Below are 15,896 nucleotides of genomic sequence, written 5' to 3' on the forward strand. Positions count from 1 at the left end.
GCGCGACCCTTCAGGTCCAGGCCCCAGCGTCAGACTGAGCTACGGGATCGTGTCCCAGGCGGGAGACCGACGTCGGCGGGCGACCCGGCCACATTTTCACGCCTGCCAGGCGTCACCGATAGGGACAGGAAGACTGAGCTGAGCCGGGGCCCGGCCATGCCTCCGTGGTGGGGGATCCCCGGTTGATGCCGTCCCCCCTACGAGCCTGAGCAACGTCGTCCACCTCGGCACCGTCTCCACCGGTCGGACGTGGGACTGCCTGTGCAGCGACTCGCTGCCGCAGAACGCCGGCACGTCCGGCGACGTGGCACTGCCCGAAGAGTCGCGCGACCCTCCGCTGCGGGACGGTGGTCAGCCCCGGGCGGCGCCCTCCGCGCCGGGCAGCCGCTGCGGCGCCTCGAGGCTCGCGGCGTCATCCTCCCGGCGGAGCACCCAGCCGGCGGGCAACACCAGGCGCGGTGCGACCCCGATGAGGACGGCCACGAGGAACGCCACGCCGGCCAGCGCCTCGCCGGTCTCCTCGAGGAAGGTCGCGGCCACCGCCCAGTGCCCATCCAGGACGCCGGCGACGGCGCCGAGCCCCACCGAGGCTCCGGCATAGCCGGCCAGGCAGCCGAGGACTCGACGCCGGTCGCGGCGCTCGGTGCGGCTGACGAAGGTCAGCGCAGCGAGCCCGCAGGCGGCGACGAAGGCGCTGACCGCGACCGCCCCGGCGAAGCCCGCGGCGCCGGCCAGGGCGGTCATGGCATCGGCGTGCACGGTGCTGCCGGCCTTGACGGTGGAGACGGCGGCGGCGACGGCAGCCACGGCGAGCCACCAGGTACGGCGCCCGGGGTTTCGGGCGGCTCCGGCCACGGCGGCGAACGCGGCGGCGGCGAAGAGGGCGGCGATGAACATCCGCGGCAGCGAGTAGGGCGCATCCATCGACAGCAACCGCGCAGCGGGACCGGTGGCGCCGGAGAGCCGGGCGACGTACCCGGCAGTCTCCAACGCGACGGCGCTCGCGGCCAGGCCGACACCCACCGGCGGGAGCGGAACCCGTCGGCGCCCGGTGCGGACGGGGACGACGGACACGGCAGGAGCCGGGCCAGCGTTGGTCAGCGCCGCGGCGGAGCCAGGGGAACGCCGGTCGGCGAGGTGGATGCCGCGGCCGACGACGAGGGCCAGCACGACGGCGAACAGCAGCCAGGCGCCCAGGCCCACGACGATCCACGCCCACACACGCTCATCATCGGCAGACCCGAGGCGAAACACGACCGGCTGGTCACACCATCGGGGTGTCTGTGACCGGTGGGGTCAGCGGTGCGACGTTTCCTGCCATCGGGGGAACACGATCGGCCGGTCGGTGGTGAGGAGTGAAGGCCACGGGGCCCCACGCTCGTCGGCGATTCGGATGCCGCAAGCGACGGCAACCGTGATCGCGATCGGTACCCACACCAGCAGGACGATCAGGACCCAGGCCGCCATGCCGTCCTCCTCGGCAGGAGACACGCCCGACGGAACCGCGAGGGGGAACCAGGGCTCCGGCGGCGATGGAGACCGGTCAGCGCGGCGACCCGTAGCAGGGTGGGTCCGGCCGGTAGCGCTCCAGGACATTGCGGTCGTCGAGGAACCGCTCGGGGCGACGAGCCGCCCGAAGGCGACCGGGTCCAGCCCGCAGTACTGCTGTCACTGGGGAGCACCGGGACCGCGTCGGCGCGATCTGCGTCCCCTGCGGTGTCGGCGCGTTCCGACTGGGCGGCAGCCGCCGCCAGTCATCCACCGCGCCTGGATCGGTCACCTGCACCTCCGCGCCTGCGAGCGGAGCTGGGCGGCGACGCCCAGCTCCGGAGAGGCACGGATGTCATCGGAGTCGGGCTCGAACGCCGCCCTCAGGACGGCGATTCGAGAGCTCCATCAGCCGGGCTCCGACGGGCACGGTCGACACGCCGACCACCGGGTCACCCGGGCGACACCGCCCAGCAGGAACTCGGGAGGGGCCAGGAATATCAGTATCCGGGAGACGTGTATCCCAGACCCACCGTTCCGGCCGGGACGAAGGCACCCGACGAGGGCCTGCCCTCGTGCACCCCGCCGGTGATCGAATCATCCGCCGGCCACGTGGCCATGCCCTCGCTGACCTTGGCGGGGCACTCCTTGTGGGTCACCGACGGCCAGACGGACTGGCTGAAGGGTCGCCCCGGTCGGGGGGTGACGTAGACGTTGTCCAACAGCAGCGGGTAGTCGTCGTCGCAGTCGGTCCAGATGTAGTAGCCGCCCTTGTCGATGGGTTTCACATCGGTGCCGGCGATGTCGGTGTTCCTGATGATCCCGCGGCCGATCTCGCCGCGGTTCTCGAAGATGTGCAGCCCCTGGAAGTTCGACGAGCCGCTCAGCCGGTCGATGCGGAACTCCCGGACGCCACCCCAGGGCTGGAAGACGTCGGCGTGGTTGCCGCTGGCCCCGCCGCGCAAACCGTCGACCCGCACGTTCTGGATCTGCAGCACTGCCTTCGGGGCGTTCACGGCGATACCGTCGGACTGCGCGCCGCTCACGGCGCCGTCGATGTGGACGCCCTCGATGTGCACCGTCCCGGTGCAGTTGCGCACGTAGATGGCGCGCTGGTCGGCGCCGTTCACCGTGGCCGAGGGCAGCACGGTGATGTGCCCGCCGATCACCACCGCGTTGCGGCAGTCGGTGATGGCGATCGGGCCGACGGGGTGGTCCGGCGACAGCTGGACGTAGACGTCGCCGCCGCGACCGTTCACCGTGGTGAGGGAGTCGGTGGCCGTGACGCGCTTGACGGGGTAGCTGGTGTACCCGGCGGGCGGGGCCCAGCTGAGCGGGCCACCGGCACCGCTCACCGATCCGGCCTCTGGATCGGTCGTAGCGGCGGCGGCCGTCTCGGCCGTGACAGCAGCGGGGGCCACGGGGGCCGTGGCCGTGGACCCGGTACCGGGGGTCATGGCCGTGGACCCGGTACCGGGGGTCATGGTGGTCGTGGCCGTGGACCCGGTACCGGGGGTCATGGTGGTCGTGGCCGTGGACCCGGTACCGGGCGTGGGGCTGGGGTCGGGCGCGGTGCGGGCAGCGGCCGCGGTCTCCCTCGCGGGGGTCGGCAGCGGGAGGGTGTCGGCCCGTGCGCGCGCCAGCGCATCGGCCCGGAGGCTGCGGGTCGCTTCCTCGACCAGCACCCGGGCACTCGCCGCCGCCGCCTCCGCATCGGGCCGGTCGGCCGGGTCGACGACACTGCCCGCAACTCCGGACCGCGCAGCGGCGTGGTCGACACCCGGGGACGCGACGACGGTCCCTGCGACGTCGTCGGCGAGGGGAACCAGGCACCCGAGGGCGACCAGCAGGGCGACCGGACGGGTGCAGGTCTCGCCGATGAGCGACAGCATCCGGCGCGAGAAGGACGGAACTCTCGGTCCGGAGACGCGGTGCGAGGGAGACATGCACAGAACGTATCATCACGGTTACGTAACGCTGTGATCCTCTGCGGCCACTGAGGCGCGTGAGCCCCGTGTGACGACGCGCCCCTCCCGACGGCCCGCCCGGGACGCGGCCGCCCGGCTACGTCGCCCGCTCACTCCGCCCGGCGGACCCTGGGGCGGCGTGCGGTCACAGCCGGGTAGGACCGGACGGCGCGGGAACCGGCGCCGGGGCGGAGCGGGCCGGCCGGGCGCGCGCGGTCCGCAGCGTCGCGAGCTCCTCCCGGAACAGCCTGCGGGACCCCAGCAGCGCGAGCCCGCCCGTCACCACGCCCGCCGCAGCCGTGCCGAGCAGGGTGACGACGTCCGGCGCAGACCCGCGCAGCGCCGCGGCGAGCGGGAAGCACACGGCTGCCATAGCGATACCGGCCGGCAGGGACTTGGCGTAGGCCCGCAGGACGTCGCCGACGATGCCCCGCTGGACGCGGGCCGAGAACACGAGCATGGTCGTGAAGTGCAGGACGATGGCGACCGATGCGCCGACTGCCACCCCGACGACGCCCCAGTGGCTGCCGATCCAACAGCCGCAGAGGATCTCGGCCGCATAGAGCCACTGCCGCCATGCGCTGCGGAAGACCACGCCCGTCGCTCGGACGAGCGAGCCACTGATCTTGTAGGCGGTCCGTGGCAGCAAGACCACGGCGAAAATCTGGAGCGGTAGCGTCACGGCCGACCACTCCTCCCCGAGCAGGACGTCGACGAGCTCGGGCGCCAGCACCAGCAGCAGCACGCTGCCCGGGATCGTGAGGACCGCGACCAGGGAGTTGACCAGGACGTAGGCGCGAGCCAGGCGCCGCCCGTCGTCCTGCATGCGGGAGAACGAGGGGAACAGCACCTTGTCCGCGACCGTCCCGATGAGGTTGGCCGGCTGCACCAGCAGCTGGTAGGCGCGCGAGTAGATGCCGAGCGCAGCCGGGCCCAGGACCGAGGCCACGACGAGGTTGTCTCCGTTGACCCCGATCCAGTTGCCGAACCGGGCCAGGGAGTAGCCCGACCCGAACCCCAGGATCCGCCTGCTGCTCGCTGCCATGGCCCCGAGTCGCCGGGGCCGGACGTCGGGCCGGACGAGCACGTGGTAGCCGATCGCCGCCAGCAGCGCCTGCACGATCTGCCCCCAGATGAGGGCGGCCGCGCCCGCACCGGCCGACGCCAGGACGACGGCGGTGCCGAGGTAGCCGACACCGTAGGAAGTCAGCCCGACCAGGGCCAGCTCGCGAAAGCGCATCTGCCGCTGCAGCAGTCCCACGGCCACCGCGCTGAGCCCGCCCAGGACGACGGCGATGGACAGCAGCTGCAGGTAGGAGGAGTCCGCGGGCAGGCCCACGATCGGCCCCAGCACGGGGGCCAGGACGATGAGGCACCCGGCGAGCACGGCCCCGACCGCGGCGGCCAGGTAGAAGGCGGTGGCTATGTCGGTCCGGTCCAGCTCGCGGGCCTGGACCAGCGACGGGCCGATTCCGAGCTCACTGAGCATGAGGGTGAAGCTCATGACCACAGCGGCCGCCACGGCGATGCCGAACTCCTCCACCGAAACGAGCCGCGCCAGCACCACGAGGGCGACGATCTGCAGCAGCGCCTGGCCCAGCGCACCCACCATCGACCAGGAGAGTCCCCGGAACACCGTGCCGGCCATGGACCCGCCCGGTGTTCGGCCGAGCCCCGGGCCGGCGTCCCGTACCGGAGTCACCGAGACGGCCCCCTCGGGGCCGACCGGCGCTCGCCGACGCGGACCAGCAGGAACCGGACCCGCCGCCGCAGCCGCTTCCCGGATCCGCGCACGGTCTTCCGGGCCACCGTCCGGAGCCCGACGTACAGATACCCGAGAACCATCCCGACCTCGGCGACGGCGGGCACCAACCTCGCCGGCCAGCTCAGCAGGGCCCAGGCCGGGAGCCCGCTCACCACCGGGTGGAACACCGTCATCGCGGACTCGCCCTGGGCGCTCACGCCCACCGGCACGTCGACGCCGGACAGGCCCTTCGCGTGACCGACGACGGTGGGCGACTCGACGACGGGCGGGATCTCGCCCGGGTAGTCCTGGAGGAACTCCCAGTCCAGCACCTTGAGGCCGTACCTGGGATCACTGAGCAGGTTGAAGGGCGAGAGGTCGAGCAGGAAGGCGCCCTTCTCGTTCAACGCGCCGGCGAGTCCGGCCAGCGCGGAGGACGCCTCCGTGGTCAGCTGGATCTGTCGAACGCCGGGGAGCTGCCGTCGCACGTGCGCCCGCGTGTCGGTGTACCGCTCGGAGAGCAGCCAGTTGTCGCCGGCCGCCAGCAGGGCCGGCATCTCGGGAAGCGCGGCGAAGTCGGTGCGGGCCCGGAGCTCCCGAAGGAGGAAACGGCGGGCGCTGGGGTAGAAGAGCTTGCAGATGCACTCGCCGAACTCCGGGTGTGCCACGACGGCCGTCACCGCACGCCGCCGTCCGCTCGGGATGACCTCGACGACCGGATACGGGAACACCATGGCCGCCGTGGTCTTCCCGATCCGCTCCCGTGCGCGCGCCAGCACACCGGGATCGTCCAGCAGTGCGAGGTAGTCCAGCGCCTGGCGCGGCTGGTCAGAGCTGTGCAGCGGATTGCACCGCTCTCCCCTGGGCATGCTGTCCAGGAACCGCCGCCGGATGCGCAGTTTGGTGGCGGTCACGCGGCCGAGGTCGTACGGGGGCGCACCGGTGACGGTGTCGGCGCGCACGCTGGCGCTCAGGTCGTAGGCGACGACGTAGGCGACCGGCGGGCCACCGCCGACCGGCCACGGCCCTCTGCCCCAGTTGCCACCCCGGACACCGGCGGTCACCCGCGCCGCCGCGTCGCCGTGGAGCGGCACCGTCTCCAGCGGCTCCCAGCCCTGCCGGAGCAGCTCCTGCCGAAGGAGGTCGAGCTGGTGCGCCGCCCGCTCCCGCAGCACGAACACCGCGAGACCGGGGATGCCGGCGTCCGCCGGCCCGAACTGCTCGTCGACGTGCCGACGCAGCCAGTCGTTGGAGACGCCGAGCTTGTCCAGGGTGTCCAGCGGCGGGCGCAGGCCCTTGCCTGCGAGGTAGGCATCGAGGTCCCTCAGCGTGGCGGGAACCGACAGGGAGCTCTGCTCGGCCAGCCCGGCGAGGACCGCGGCGTAGTCGTGTTCGGCGGCCCCTGCCAACTGCGGCACCGCACCGACCGCCTCCGGCAGCCCTGACCGCGCCCCCTTGTGGTAGACGGCGTGATACGCCATGGAGTCGAAGTGGTCCAGCGGGCTGGGAACGCGGTAGCGGCCGCGGAGCAGGACCGCCCGCTCGAGGATGCCCGTGGCCAGCGCCGGGGCGAGGTAGGGGATGCCGCGGTAGTCCGAGCCGGGCAACCCCCAGATGGTGTAGACGTCGAACTTCTGCCGCCGCGGGGCGACCAGGTGGGAGACCAGCATCGTGCCGACGACGTCGAGGTCCTCGTCGGCCACCAGGATGTCGACGTCCTCCCCGGGGTCCACGTCGGGGAGCGTCTCGAACCACCGGAGAACGGCGTAGCGAACACCGCGGGCGTTGAGCTCGTCGAAGAACTGGTCGAGCGTCAGGCCGGCCCGGAGGTAGCGGCGGGCCCGCACGGGGTGACGGCGGAGCGACCGACCCGGAGCAGCGGGAGAACTACGTCCGACCATCGTCCCTGCTTCCTGCCAAGCGGCTCGACAGCCGCACTACGGTGTTCATCGGCACGACACGGCGGCCGTCGCACCGGCGGACGCGGCCGAGAGCTTCCCACGGTCTCCTCGCCCTGGTGGCGCGTGGCCTGCATCGCAGCACATCCCCGCCGGCTCCGGTGGTCTCCGCGTGCTGAGGGCGTGCACGAGCCGGCAAGGTGACGGTGGTGCGACACACGTGCCGAGCAGGAGTCCGTCAGCAGCCAGTTCCCCGCAACACCGCACCGAGGGTCTTCCACAGGATCATGAAGTCGAAGGTCAGCGACCAGTTCTCCACGTACCGGACGTCCATGCGCACGGAATCCTCCCAGGAGAGGTCCGAGCGTCCGCTGACCTGCCACAGCCCGGTGATGCCGGGCTTGACCAGGAACCGGCGATGCATGTCGAAGCCGTAGCGCTCGACCTCCGACTGCAGCGGCGGGCGCGGCCCCACCAGGGACATGTCGCCGCGCACGACGTTGAACAGCTGCGGCAGCTCGTCGAGCGAGTAGCGCCGTAGGAACCTGCCCACCCGCGTCGTCCGGGGGTCGTCCTTCATCTTGAACAGCACACCGTTGCCGTCGCTCCGCGCCAGCAGGTCCGACAGCATCTGGTCGGCACCGGGGACCATGGTGCGGAACTTCAGCATCGGGAACGTCTGCCCGTCCCGGCCGACGCGCTCCTGCCGGTAGAACACCCCACCGCGGCTGGTCAGCCCGACCGCCAACCCCAGCGTCACCAGCACCGGCAGGATGACCAGCACGCCCAGGGCGGCGGCGGTGCGGTCGAAGGTCTCCTTGGTCACCCGCCGGAGCCCACGCAGCTCCGGGCGCTCCATGTGCAGCAGAGGCAGCCCGCACACCGGCCGGATCCGCACCCGCGGCCCGACGATCTCGGTCACCGCCGGCGCCAGCAGCAGCTCGGCCCGCGTCTCCTCCAGCTCCCAGCCCAGCCGCCGCAGCGCCGGCCCGTCCAGCTCCGGGGACGGCAGCACGGCGACGGTGTCGACCTCGTAGCGGCGCACCACCTCCACCACGTCGTCCAGCCCACCGAGCACCGGCAGGCCGTCGAAGGTGGTGGCGACGTCGGCGAGACGCCCACCGGGCATGCAGGAGCCGATCACCCGATAGCCGTGGTAGGCCTCCCGATCGATCTGCGCGTGCAGCGCGGCCACGCCGCTGCGGTGGCCGACGATGATCGCGGTCTGCTGGAACTGGCCCTCCGCGCGGCGACGGTGCAGCCAGGCACGCTGCCCGTAACGCGTCAGCAGGGTCAGCACCGTGGCCAGCGGCAGCGCGATGACCACGAAGCCGCGGGCGAGTTCGAGCTGGAATGCCCAGGAGACCGTACCGACGGAGGCGAGGAGGAGGACGGCGGCACCGAAGACGCGGCGGAACTCCTCCGGACCCACCCAGAGGAACCGCTCCTCGTAGCTGCGGGCAGCCAGCATCGCCCCCACCCACACGACCGGGAGCAGGGTCGCCATCAACAACGACGGCTGCTCGGACGGCGAGGTCCCCGCCGAGCCGAAGCGGACCAGGTAAGCGACCAGCGCCGCGACGGTCGCCGCCATCGTGTCCACCACCGCGACCCGGCGCACGTACGCCGACCGCCAGGCGCGGCGGGCCACCGTGCCCTCGCCACGCAGCCAGGGCAGCGCGGACGGCCACCGCCGGGATTCCGTGCCAGCATGCCGGGTCGCCGAGGGCCGCCTGTGACCGATCACCTCGTGCCGCTCGCCGAGCACGCTCATCCAATGCACCCCCGTGCAGCCAGCACCGCGGGCCAGCGTGAACCCGCAGCTAAAGGTCTGGGACCGCCGATGACCACGCTGCGCAACCGGCAGAGAGAAGGTAGCCAAGTGATCCCGGCAGCGGCACCCCAAAAAGAGTGCATGGACCGTGACTCTCCGTGTTGTGCCCGCGAATGCTCACGGGGGCACCACCGGTCGGGAACGCAGCGTGAGGGCACGCGGTGGACACCCGCCGGTCACCTGCCCGACAGCCCACGTGAATCCGGTCACTGCACCGGCCCCGGGCGGTCCCCGGCGAGCCGGGCGGCGCGGGCCCCACCTGCAACGATCCGATCACACGGCCGACACTTTCGGGGCACTGCCCGGCCTCCGGGCGCCCGAGCGCGCTAAGTTCACTCGGCTGTCATCCATGCCATGCCCTCCGGCACAGGATGATGAAGTGCGCAGCCAGCGCAGTACTGAACAGCCGATGGCCTCGGCGCGGGACCCGGTCACGCACTCGTCGACCACTGGGGCCTCGTCCGTCGCCGCCCCACGGATTCGAGACACCCTGATGCACGTGATCCCCCCTGCCACGCCCGGTCGCGCCCGGCGTCGGGGTGCACCGCTGATCGCCCTGGTCGCGATCACGCTGTCGGCCGCACTGAACGCCTGTTCGCCTGCGCCGGCGGAGCGACCCGACTCCGGTGCGGCCGACGTCGAGATCCAGGAGGGCCTGACCTACTGGTCCGACGACGAGGTGGACCTGAAACTCGACGCCTGTCTGCCGACCGATGCCGAGGAGCCGACCCGGGCCGTGGTGATCGTCCACGGCGGCGGTTTCACCGAAGGCGACCGCGCCAGCGGCGGGGCGCGCGAGCTCTGCGAGCTGACCGCAGAGCTCGGCCAGGCCGCGTTCTCGATCGATTACCGGCTCGCCCCGGAGTACACCTTCCCCGCGCAGGTCGACGACCTGGCCAACGCCGTCCGCTGGCTGCGCGAACCGGCGCAGGTGGAGCGCTTCGGCATCGACCCGGCGCGGATCGGCGCCATCGGCAGCTCGGCGGGCGCGATCATCGCGCAGAGCCTGGCCACCCGCGGGGAGGGCCCCCTCGACACCGGTGAGCGGCTGGCCGCGGTCGTCTCGCTGAGCGGCGTCTCGGTGATGTCCCCGGAGGGGCTGGAGCTGGGCGAGCCGAGCGAGCAGGCCGTGGAACTGGTGCTGAACTATCTCGGCTGCAGTTCCGCAGCGGACTGTCCACAGTCCGTGCCGGCCTCGCCGATCACCGGGGTCGACCCGTCCGACCCACCGATGCTGCTGGTGAACGGCACCGACGAGCTGGTCCCGGAGGAGCAGGCCGCCGCGATGGCGGCGGCCCTGGAGGCTGCCGACGTCCCGGCCGAGCTGCTCGTCGTCGACACGCAACGGCACGGCACGGCACTGCTCAGCACCGAGGTGCGCGAGGAAGTCCGCAGCTTCCTGGGCGACCACCTGTGATCGACCCGACCGACCGCGCCATGACGGCACCACCCGAGAGGATCACTGTGATGACCGCACCGGCTCTGTTGCATCTCGCCGAGAGGCCTCGAGCCTGATGCAGCTGCGCGAGGTGCTCCACGTCGTCCGGCAGAGCTGGCTGATCATCGTGGCCACCGTGGTGGTCGCCCTGGCGGCCGGCTGGGCCGTGACGACCATCACCCCGGCCAGCTATGAGGCCGAGACCCAGATCCTGGTGACCCCCGCCGTCTCGCCCGACACGGGAGGCAACGCCGTCCAGGCCGCGGCGCTGGTGAGCGACCAGGTCGCGACCTACGCGGCCCTGGCGGAGACGCCCGCCGTCCTCGACCCGGCGATCGAGCGGTCAGGCGTGGACGTCGTCACCAACGACCTGGTCGAGGACGTCTCGGCCGAGGTGATCCCCCAGACCTCCATCATCCTGCTCACCGTCGCCGCCGAGTCGGCGACGGACGCGGCCGAGCTCGCCAACGCGATCGCCGCCAGCCTCATCGAGCAGCTCGAGGGAACCGGCTCGGCAGGCAGCACGCCGACGGACAGCGCGATCCAGGCGACCGGCACCGTGGTGGCTCCTCCGGAGATCCCCGAGGACCCGGACTCCCCCGACCTGGTCGTCAACCTGATCGTCGCATTCGCGATCGGCCTCGTCGTGGCCTTCCTGGTGATCGTCTTCCGTCAGGCGCTGGCCGCGGGGACGCGGGGCCGCTGATGGCAACGGGGGTGCATCGCCGGACCGGCCCCGGCACAGCGCCCGGGCCGGCCTGGGCGGGCGCCGCCGCGGCGTGCACGGTCGCGGTCGCGAGCCTTCTCTTCATCGGCCCGCTGACGCCGATGCTGCTGCTCGGCATGATCCTCGCCCTGCTGGTCGCCGCCTTCCGTCCGAAGGCCTTCGCGCTGCTGGCCGTGCTCGTGATCGTGCTGTCCACGCCGATCCAGAACGTGCTGGGCTCGTTGGGCAGCTATGCGGACGAGGGTGTGGTGGCGTTGGCGGCCGTCGCTTTCGGCGTCCGCCGCCTGGTCACCGAGGGACGACTGATCTGGCTGCCCGGGTCCGGGTGGTTCCTGGGCTACCTCGTCGCCGGCCTGCTGAGCTCGGCACTGGCCGGGGTGTCGGCGGCCACGGCCGCGCCCACTGCCTTCATCGCACTCAAGGGCGTGGTCTTCGCGTTCGCGCTGGCGCAGTTGCCGTGGACCCGTGAGGACCTCGTGACGGTCATCCGCCTGGGCATCGCGGCGGTGATGACCGTGGCGATCTCCGGCGCACTGAACCTGATCGCGCCGGCCGCCTGGGCGCAACTCACCACCGGTCGGGCTCCGATCAGCTACATCGGCCCCATCCCGGCCATCAATGGCATCTTCCAGCACCCCGCCGCCTTCAGCCGCTTCAGCGGCGTGCTGGCCGTCGGCGCTCTCGTGTACGGACTGGTCGTCCGCCGGTCCTTGGCCAACGCGGTGCTCCTGGCGGTGAGCGGCGGACTCGCCGTCCTCACCTTCCAGGTGAAGTCCATCGTGGGTCTGCTCGCCACACTGGGCGCCGTCGGTGCCCGCTTCCTGCGGCCGGTCGGGATCGCGACACTCCTCTGCACCGCTCCGCTGGCGGCGCTGATCGCGGCACCGCCCCTCGTGTCGCTCATCGGCGGCGACATCGAGGTCTATCTCGTCCAGGACTCCGCCCGCTCGGCGCTCACCGAGGGAGGCCTGACCGTCGCGGCGCAGTACTTCCCGCTCGGTGCGGGCTTCGGCAGGTACGGCAGCTCGACCGCTGCGGAGGACTACAGCCCCCTGTACTACTCGCTGGGCTTCCCCGACCGCTACGGCCTCGGTCCGGGGCCCGACTCGGGTCAGTTCCTCAACGACTCCCAGTGGCCCGCCATCTACGGCGAGGCGGGCTGGCTCGGCGCGGTCTGCTTCGCGGCCGGGCTCGGCTGCATGCTGGTCAGCCTGTTGCGCCCCACCGCGGCCGGCGAGGAGCCACTGGTGCGCTGGATGCGGGTCGCCGGGATCGGCTGGATCATCCTGCTGCTGGTCGAGTCCGCGGCCGCACCGGTCTTCGTGTCGGCCCCGTCCTTCCCCTTCGCGTTCGTGGCAGCCGGCATCATCGCCTCCTTCCGCGTCGCCGCCCGGGACGACCGCTCCCGAACCGGCCTCGACGATCCGACGCGTCGACGGGGCACCGGCCGGCACCGGTGGCCGTCCATCCCGCGCCAGTAGCCAGTACGACCGCCGATCCTCCCGGGGGGTAGGGACGGCGGTGCGGAGAGCTGGTCAGCCGCTGGTGGGCGCGTCCGAGTGGAGGACGCTGTCCACCGGCCGTCGGGGTGAGCGCGCCACACGCAGGCCTTCCCGCGGATAGCCGGCGGCGATCATCGTGATCACGTCGAGGTGGTCCGGTATGCCGGTCATGGCCCTCAGCCGTCGCGTCTGGCCGTGGTCGACCGACCAGTTCAGCATGCAAGAGCCGACGCCCAGGGCGTGCAGGGCCCAGACCAGGGACATGGCGTAGAGCCCGCCGTCCACCCATCGTTGGTTGCGCTCGCCGGACCCGCTGAACAAGCGGGCGTCGACGGCGACGATCAGCAGGCACGGGATCTGCTCCCGGAAACCGGCGTTGCCGTTCTGCAGCGCCGCGATGCGCTCGATGTCCTCCCGTTCGTGGAAGGCCCACAGCGCCCAGGCCTGCCGGTTGCAGACCGATGGCGAGGACAGCGCCAGGTCGGCAGCCGTCCGGACGACCTCGGCCGGCACCGGGGTGCCGTCGTAGTCGCGGACACTGACCCGGCTACGGAAAAATGCCTCGGCCTGGGACCGGGTCAGTGACACCCCCTGGGGCGGGGGACGGGTCGGTCCGTCGTCCTCCAGGCGCCGGCCTTCGGTGCGCCACACCCTGAGGGCGGCCAGCGCGCTGGCCGCATGAGCGACCACCCGCCGGTCGTGCCCGGGCAGGGCCTCGTAGCGGACGACGTCGCGGGCCAGGCGCTCGGCCACGGCTGTGCCGAAGTCCGACCGGGGGGCACGGAGCGCGAGCCCCTTCTCGATCCGGTGATAGTCCCTGGTGATCTGGGCCTCGAGCTGGCGCAGGCCGACCGACAGGGAGCTCCGCCGGTCCACCGCCGCCGAGTACCGGATGTGCCGCCACCCGTCCTGCCAGGTCTCCCGGGCGATCCGGACGTCGTCCTTCAACTGCCCGAGTCGCTGCTTGAGGTCGGTGGTCCGCATCCGGACTCCTCAGCTCGTGTCCCAGTGTCCCGGCCCCGTGATGTCCGTGGGCGTACGTCTCAACTCAGAACCGGTCGGCGCGCGAGTCCTGGGACGTGTCCTGCCCGGGTGCCGGGCCGCCGATCGTGCCGGGGATCAGCTCCACCCGGTGACCGGCCGCCGCAGCGACGACGTCCCGGCCCAGTTCGTCGACCTCGACGGCGAAGCCGGTCCCGCTGTTGTTCATGAGGCTCGCCAGTTGCTGCTGGTGATCGTCGACGTGCTCGCCGCGGGAGCGACGACGTACCACCGCGATCGGGGCGATCCCCAGCTCCAGGAGCCCGAGGACGCTGCCCACCCCGGCGTGGGTGATCACCACGTCGGCCTCGGAGGCATACCGCTCGAAGTCCGCGCCGGGCACCTCGCGGTACACCTGGCCCGGTAGGTCGACCGTCGGCTCGGTCTCCCCCAGCTGCCAGACGGTGTGCTCGTCGGCCAGTCCCAGTTCCAGGATCCGGTCCACGAGGGAGTGGAACGGGTAGCCGCGGAGCGTGCCGAGCGTGATGAACAGCCGGGCCCGCCCAGCAGGCGGCGCCGTCCGAGGGACGGTCCGGTACGCCGAGAGCACGCTCGGGTGGACGCCCCACCGGCCACCTGCCCAGGCCGGGTGCTGCGTCCGCATCTCCGCGAACCGCAGCGCGGCGAGGACCCGGCCGCTGACGGACGGACCGTCCACCCGGGAGACGCTCTCCACGTAGAGCGACGGGATCCCGGCCAGGTGCGCGGCGGGGAGCGCGGCCAGGGCCAGCGCCGCACCGGTGCTCACTGCCGCGTCGTACCGTTCCGCCCGCAGCCGCGGCAGGATCAACCGGAACGCCCGCGCGATCGACAGCGCGTCCCGGGGTCGGATGTAGGGCACGTGCAGGACGTTGCGGCCCTTCAGCAGCGACTCGCTCTGCGCGGTGGGAAAGGTGACCCAGAGGGAGTCCTCGGCCGCGCCGAGCCCTGGGGCCAGGCGAACCAGCTGAGCGAGATGGCCTCCCGTGGACGCGGCGAGCACCAGCCGTCGTCCGGCCCCCGGCCGGAGGTCGGGCAACTCCCGGGCCGTCATCGTTGGCTCCCATCGACCGGCTGGGACGTCAGCGCCACCGGAGGCGTGACCGCCGCCTCGGGGTCGCTGGGCGCCGGATGCCGCTGCGTCCCGCGACGGCGAGTGCCTCGGAGGAACGCCGGCGGTGCGTAGAGCCAGCGAACCCGGCTGGTCAGCCGAGCGAGCCCGAACGAGGCGGCGACGGTGACCACCACCAGCACCGTCTGCACGCAGACGTCGACCCACCGGGGCCAAGCCGGATCCAGCAGTCCGATCAGCGCGGTGGCCGAGACGATGACGTAGAGATGGAGCAGGTAGAGCTTCAGGCTGGCGCGGCCCATCGTGCTGAGGATCCCGAAGGGGCGGAACCGGACCACGTATCGGCAGACGAGGATGCCCACCGCCACGGCAGCGAGCTGGCCCACGAGCACCACCAGCGGGATCCAGCTCAGGTCCAGGACGATGAGCGCGGTGGACAGGGCGAGCGCGGCCAGCGCGATCCCGAGGTGAACGAGCCGCGCCCGGTCGACCACGACGCGGATATGCCGGGAGAACACGGCGCCGAACACGAAGAAGAAGAACAGCGCACCGACCCGGTTCCAGCCGATGTTGTGGGCGTCCACCAGGCCGCTGGTGAAGAGCGTGGAGACCGCGCCCGCACCGGCCAGCTGAGCCCAGACCGGGAACCTGGCGATCAACCAACGGAACAGGGTGAAGAGGAATAGGGCATAGAGGAACCAGTAGCTGCTGCTCGGCCAGAACAGGATGAGCGGCAGCGCCAGCGGATCGGTCGCCGGGATCTCACCGAGCTCCCCGTTCAGCCCGGGGACGATGAAGTAGAAGGCCGTCCGGATGACCGACCACAGGACGTAGAGGTACAGCAGGGACAGGAGCCGGCGCTTCCACAGCGCGGGGAAGCTGGTCTGCCCCTGCCGGGCGGCGAACATCCCCGCGATGAGGAAGAAGGCCGGCATCGGGAAGAGTTCGAAGACCGCCTTGGCTCGCCCGAGTACGGCGTCGACGTCCTCCGTCTTCAGGTAGAGGGTGACGTGGTAGGCGATCACCATGAACATGGCCAGGCCCTTGGAGGGGTCCACCCACGCCAGTCGTCCCGACGTCGTCGTGGCTGTGGTGTCGCCGGTCAAGACCATCCCCGAATCCGTTCCTCGTGCCGCCCGGCCCGCTGCCCGGCCGGTCCGTCCAACGGGCGACCGCGCTGCATCCGGTGCACGAAGGCGCCTGCGG

12 protein-coding genes are annotated in these 15,896 nt (G+C 72.1%); 3 read left to right on the forward strand and 9 right to left on the reverse strand.

Translation table 11 applies throughout. The features are described from left to right. Positions 1–351: 351 nt before the first annotated feature. The 6 genes from E4P41_RS00005 to E4P41_RS00025 form a co-directional block, all read right to left on the reverse strand. Positions 352–1,221 carry a hypothetical protein gene (locus E4P41_RS00005; protein ID WP_135138834.1) on the reverse strand — a complete coding sequence of 290 codons (870 nt, stop codon included), beginning with the start codon at positions 1,219–1,221 and terminating at the stop codon, positions 352–354. A 75-nt stretch (positions 1,222–1,296) separates the two neighbouring features. Then, complete coding sequence (locus E4P41_RS21815; protein ID WP_167760839.1) at positions 1,297–1,467, reverse strand: hypothetical protein; 171 nt, start codon at positions 1,465–1,467, stop codon at positions 1,297–1,299. A 521-nt stretch (positions 1,468–1,988) separates the two neighbouring features. After that, positions 1,989–3,434, reverse strand: a complete 1,446-nt coding sequence (locus tag E4P41_RS00010) for a hypothetical protein (protein WP_135138835.1) — start codon at positions 3,432–3,434, stop codon at positions 1,989–1,991. Positions 3,435–3,600: 166 nt separating this feature from the next. Beyond that, on the reverse strand, positions 3,601–5,103 hold the full coding sequence (locus E4P41_RS00015; protein ID WP_135138836.1) for a lipopolysaccharide biosynthesis protein: 1,503 nt from the start codon (positions 5,101–5,103) through the stop codon (positions 3,601–3,603). Between the two features lie 50 nt (positions 5,104–5,153). Beyond that, a complete protein-coding gene (locus E4P41_RS00020; protein WP_135138837.1) occupies positions 5,154–7,046 on the reverse strand; it encodes a hypothetical protein in 1,893 nt (630 codons plus the stop codon). A 289-nt stretch (positions 7,047–7,335) separates the two neighbouring features. After that, positions 7,336–8,871: a sugar transferase gene (locus E4P41_RS00025; RefSeq protein WP_135138838.1), complete on the reverse strand. Its 1,536-nt coding sequence runs from the start codon at positions 8,869–8,871 to the stop codon at positions 7,336–7,338. Between the two features lie 559 nt (positions 8,872–9,430). On the opposite strand from E4P41_RS00025, the gene E4P41_RS00030 reads away from it, so the two are divergent. The 3 genes from E4P41_RS00030 to E4P41_RS00040 all read left to right on the forward strand — a co-directional run bounded on the left by E4P41_RS00030 (position 9,431) and on the right by E4P41_RS00040 (position 12,577). Next, a complete protein-coding gene (locus E4P41_RS00030; RefSeq protein WP_167760840.1) occupies positions 9,431–10,348 on the forward strand; it encodes an alpha/beta hydrolase in 918 nt (305 codons plus the stop codon). 97 nt (positions 10,349–10,445) lie between these two features. Next, positions 10,446–11,075, forward strand: a complete 630-nt coding sequence (locus tag E4P41_RS00035) for a Wzz/FepE/Etk N-terminal domain-containing protein (RefSeq protein WP_135138840.1) — start codon at positions 10,446–10,448, stop codon at positions 11,073–11,075. Next, a complete protein-coding gene (locus E4P41_RS00040) occupies positions 11,075–12,577 on the forward strand; it encodes a hypothetical protein (RefSeq protein WP_135138841.1) in 1,503 nt (500 codons plus the stop codon). Before E4P41_RS00035 ends, E4P41_RS00040 begins: the two co-directional genes overlap by 1 nt. A gap of 54 nt (positions 12,578–12,631) precedes the next feature. Here E4P41_RS00040 and E4P41_RS00045 read toward each other — a convergent pair whose 3' ends face one another. The 3 genes from E4P41_RS00045 to E4P41_RS00055 form a co-directional block, all read right to left on the reverse strand. Next, positions 12,632–13,582: a nitroreductase family protein gene (locus E4P41_RS00045; protein WP_135138842.1), complete on the reverse strand. Its 951-nt coding sequence runs from the start codon at positions 13,580–13,582 to the stop codon at positions 12,632–12,634. A gap of 64 nt (positions 13,583–13,646) precedes the next feature. Beyond that, on the reverse strand, positions 13,647–14,672 hold the full coding sequence (locus tag E4P41_RS00050) for a glycosyltransferase (RefSeq protein WP_135138843.1): 1,026 nt from the start codon (positions 14,670–14,672) through the stop codon (positions 13,647–13,649). Further along, positions 14,669–15,802, reverse strand: coding sequence for an acyltransferase (locus E4P41_RS00055; RefSeq protein WP_167760841.1), 1,134 nt, complete (start codon positions 15,800–15,802; stop codon positions 14,669–14,671). Before E4P41_RS00055 ends, E4P41_RS00050 begins: the two co-directional genes overlap by 4 nt. Positions 15,803–15,896 lie beyond the last annotated feature (94 nt).

Origin of the sequence: Geodermatophilus sp. DF01-2 (genome assembly GCF_004571065.1) — a bacterium.
Classification (GTDB): Bacteria; Actinomycetota; Actinomycetes; order Mycobacteriales; family Geodermatophilaceae; genus Geodermatophilus.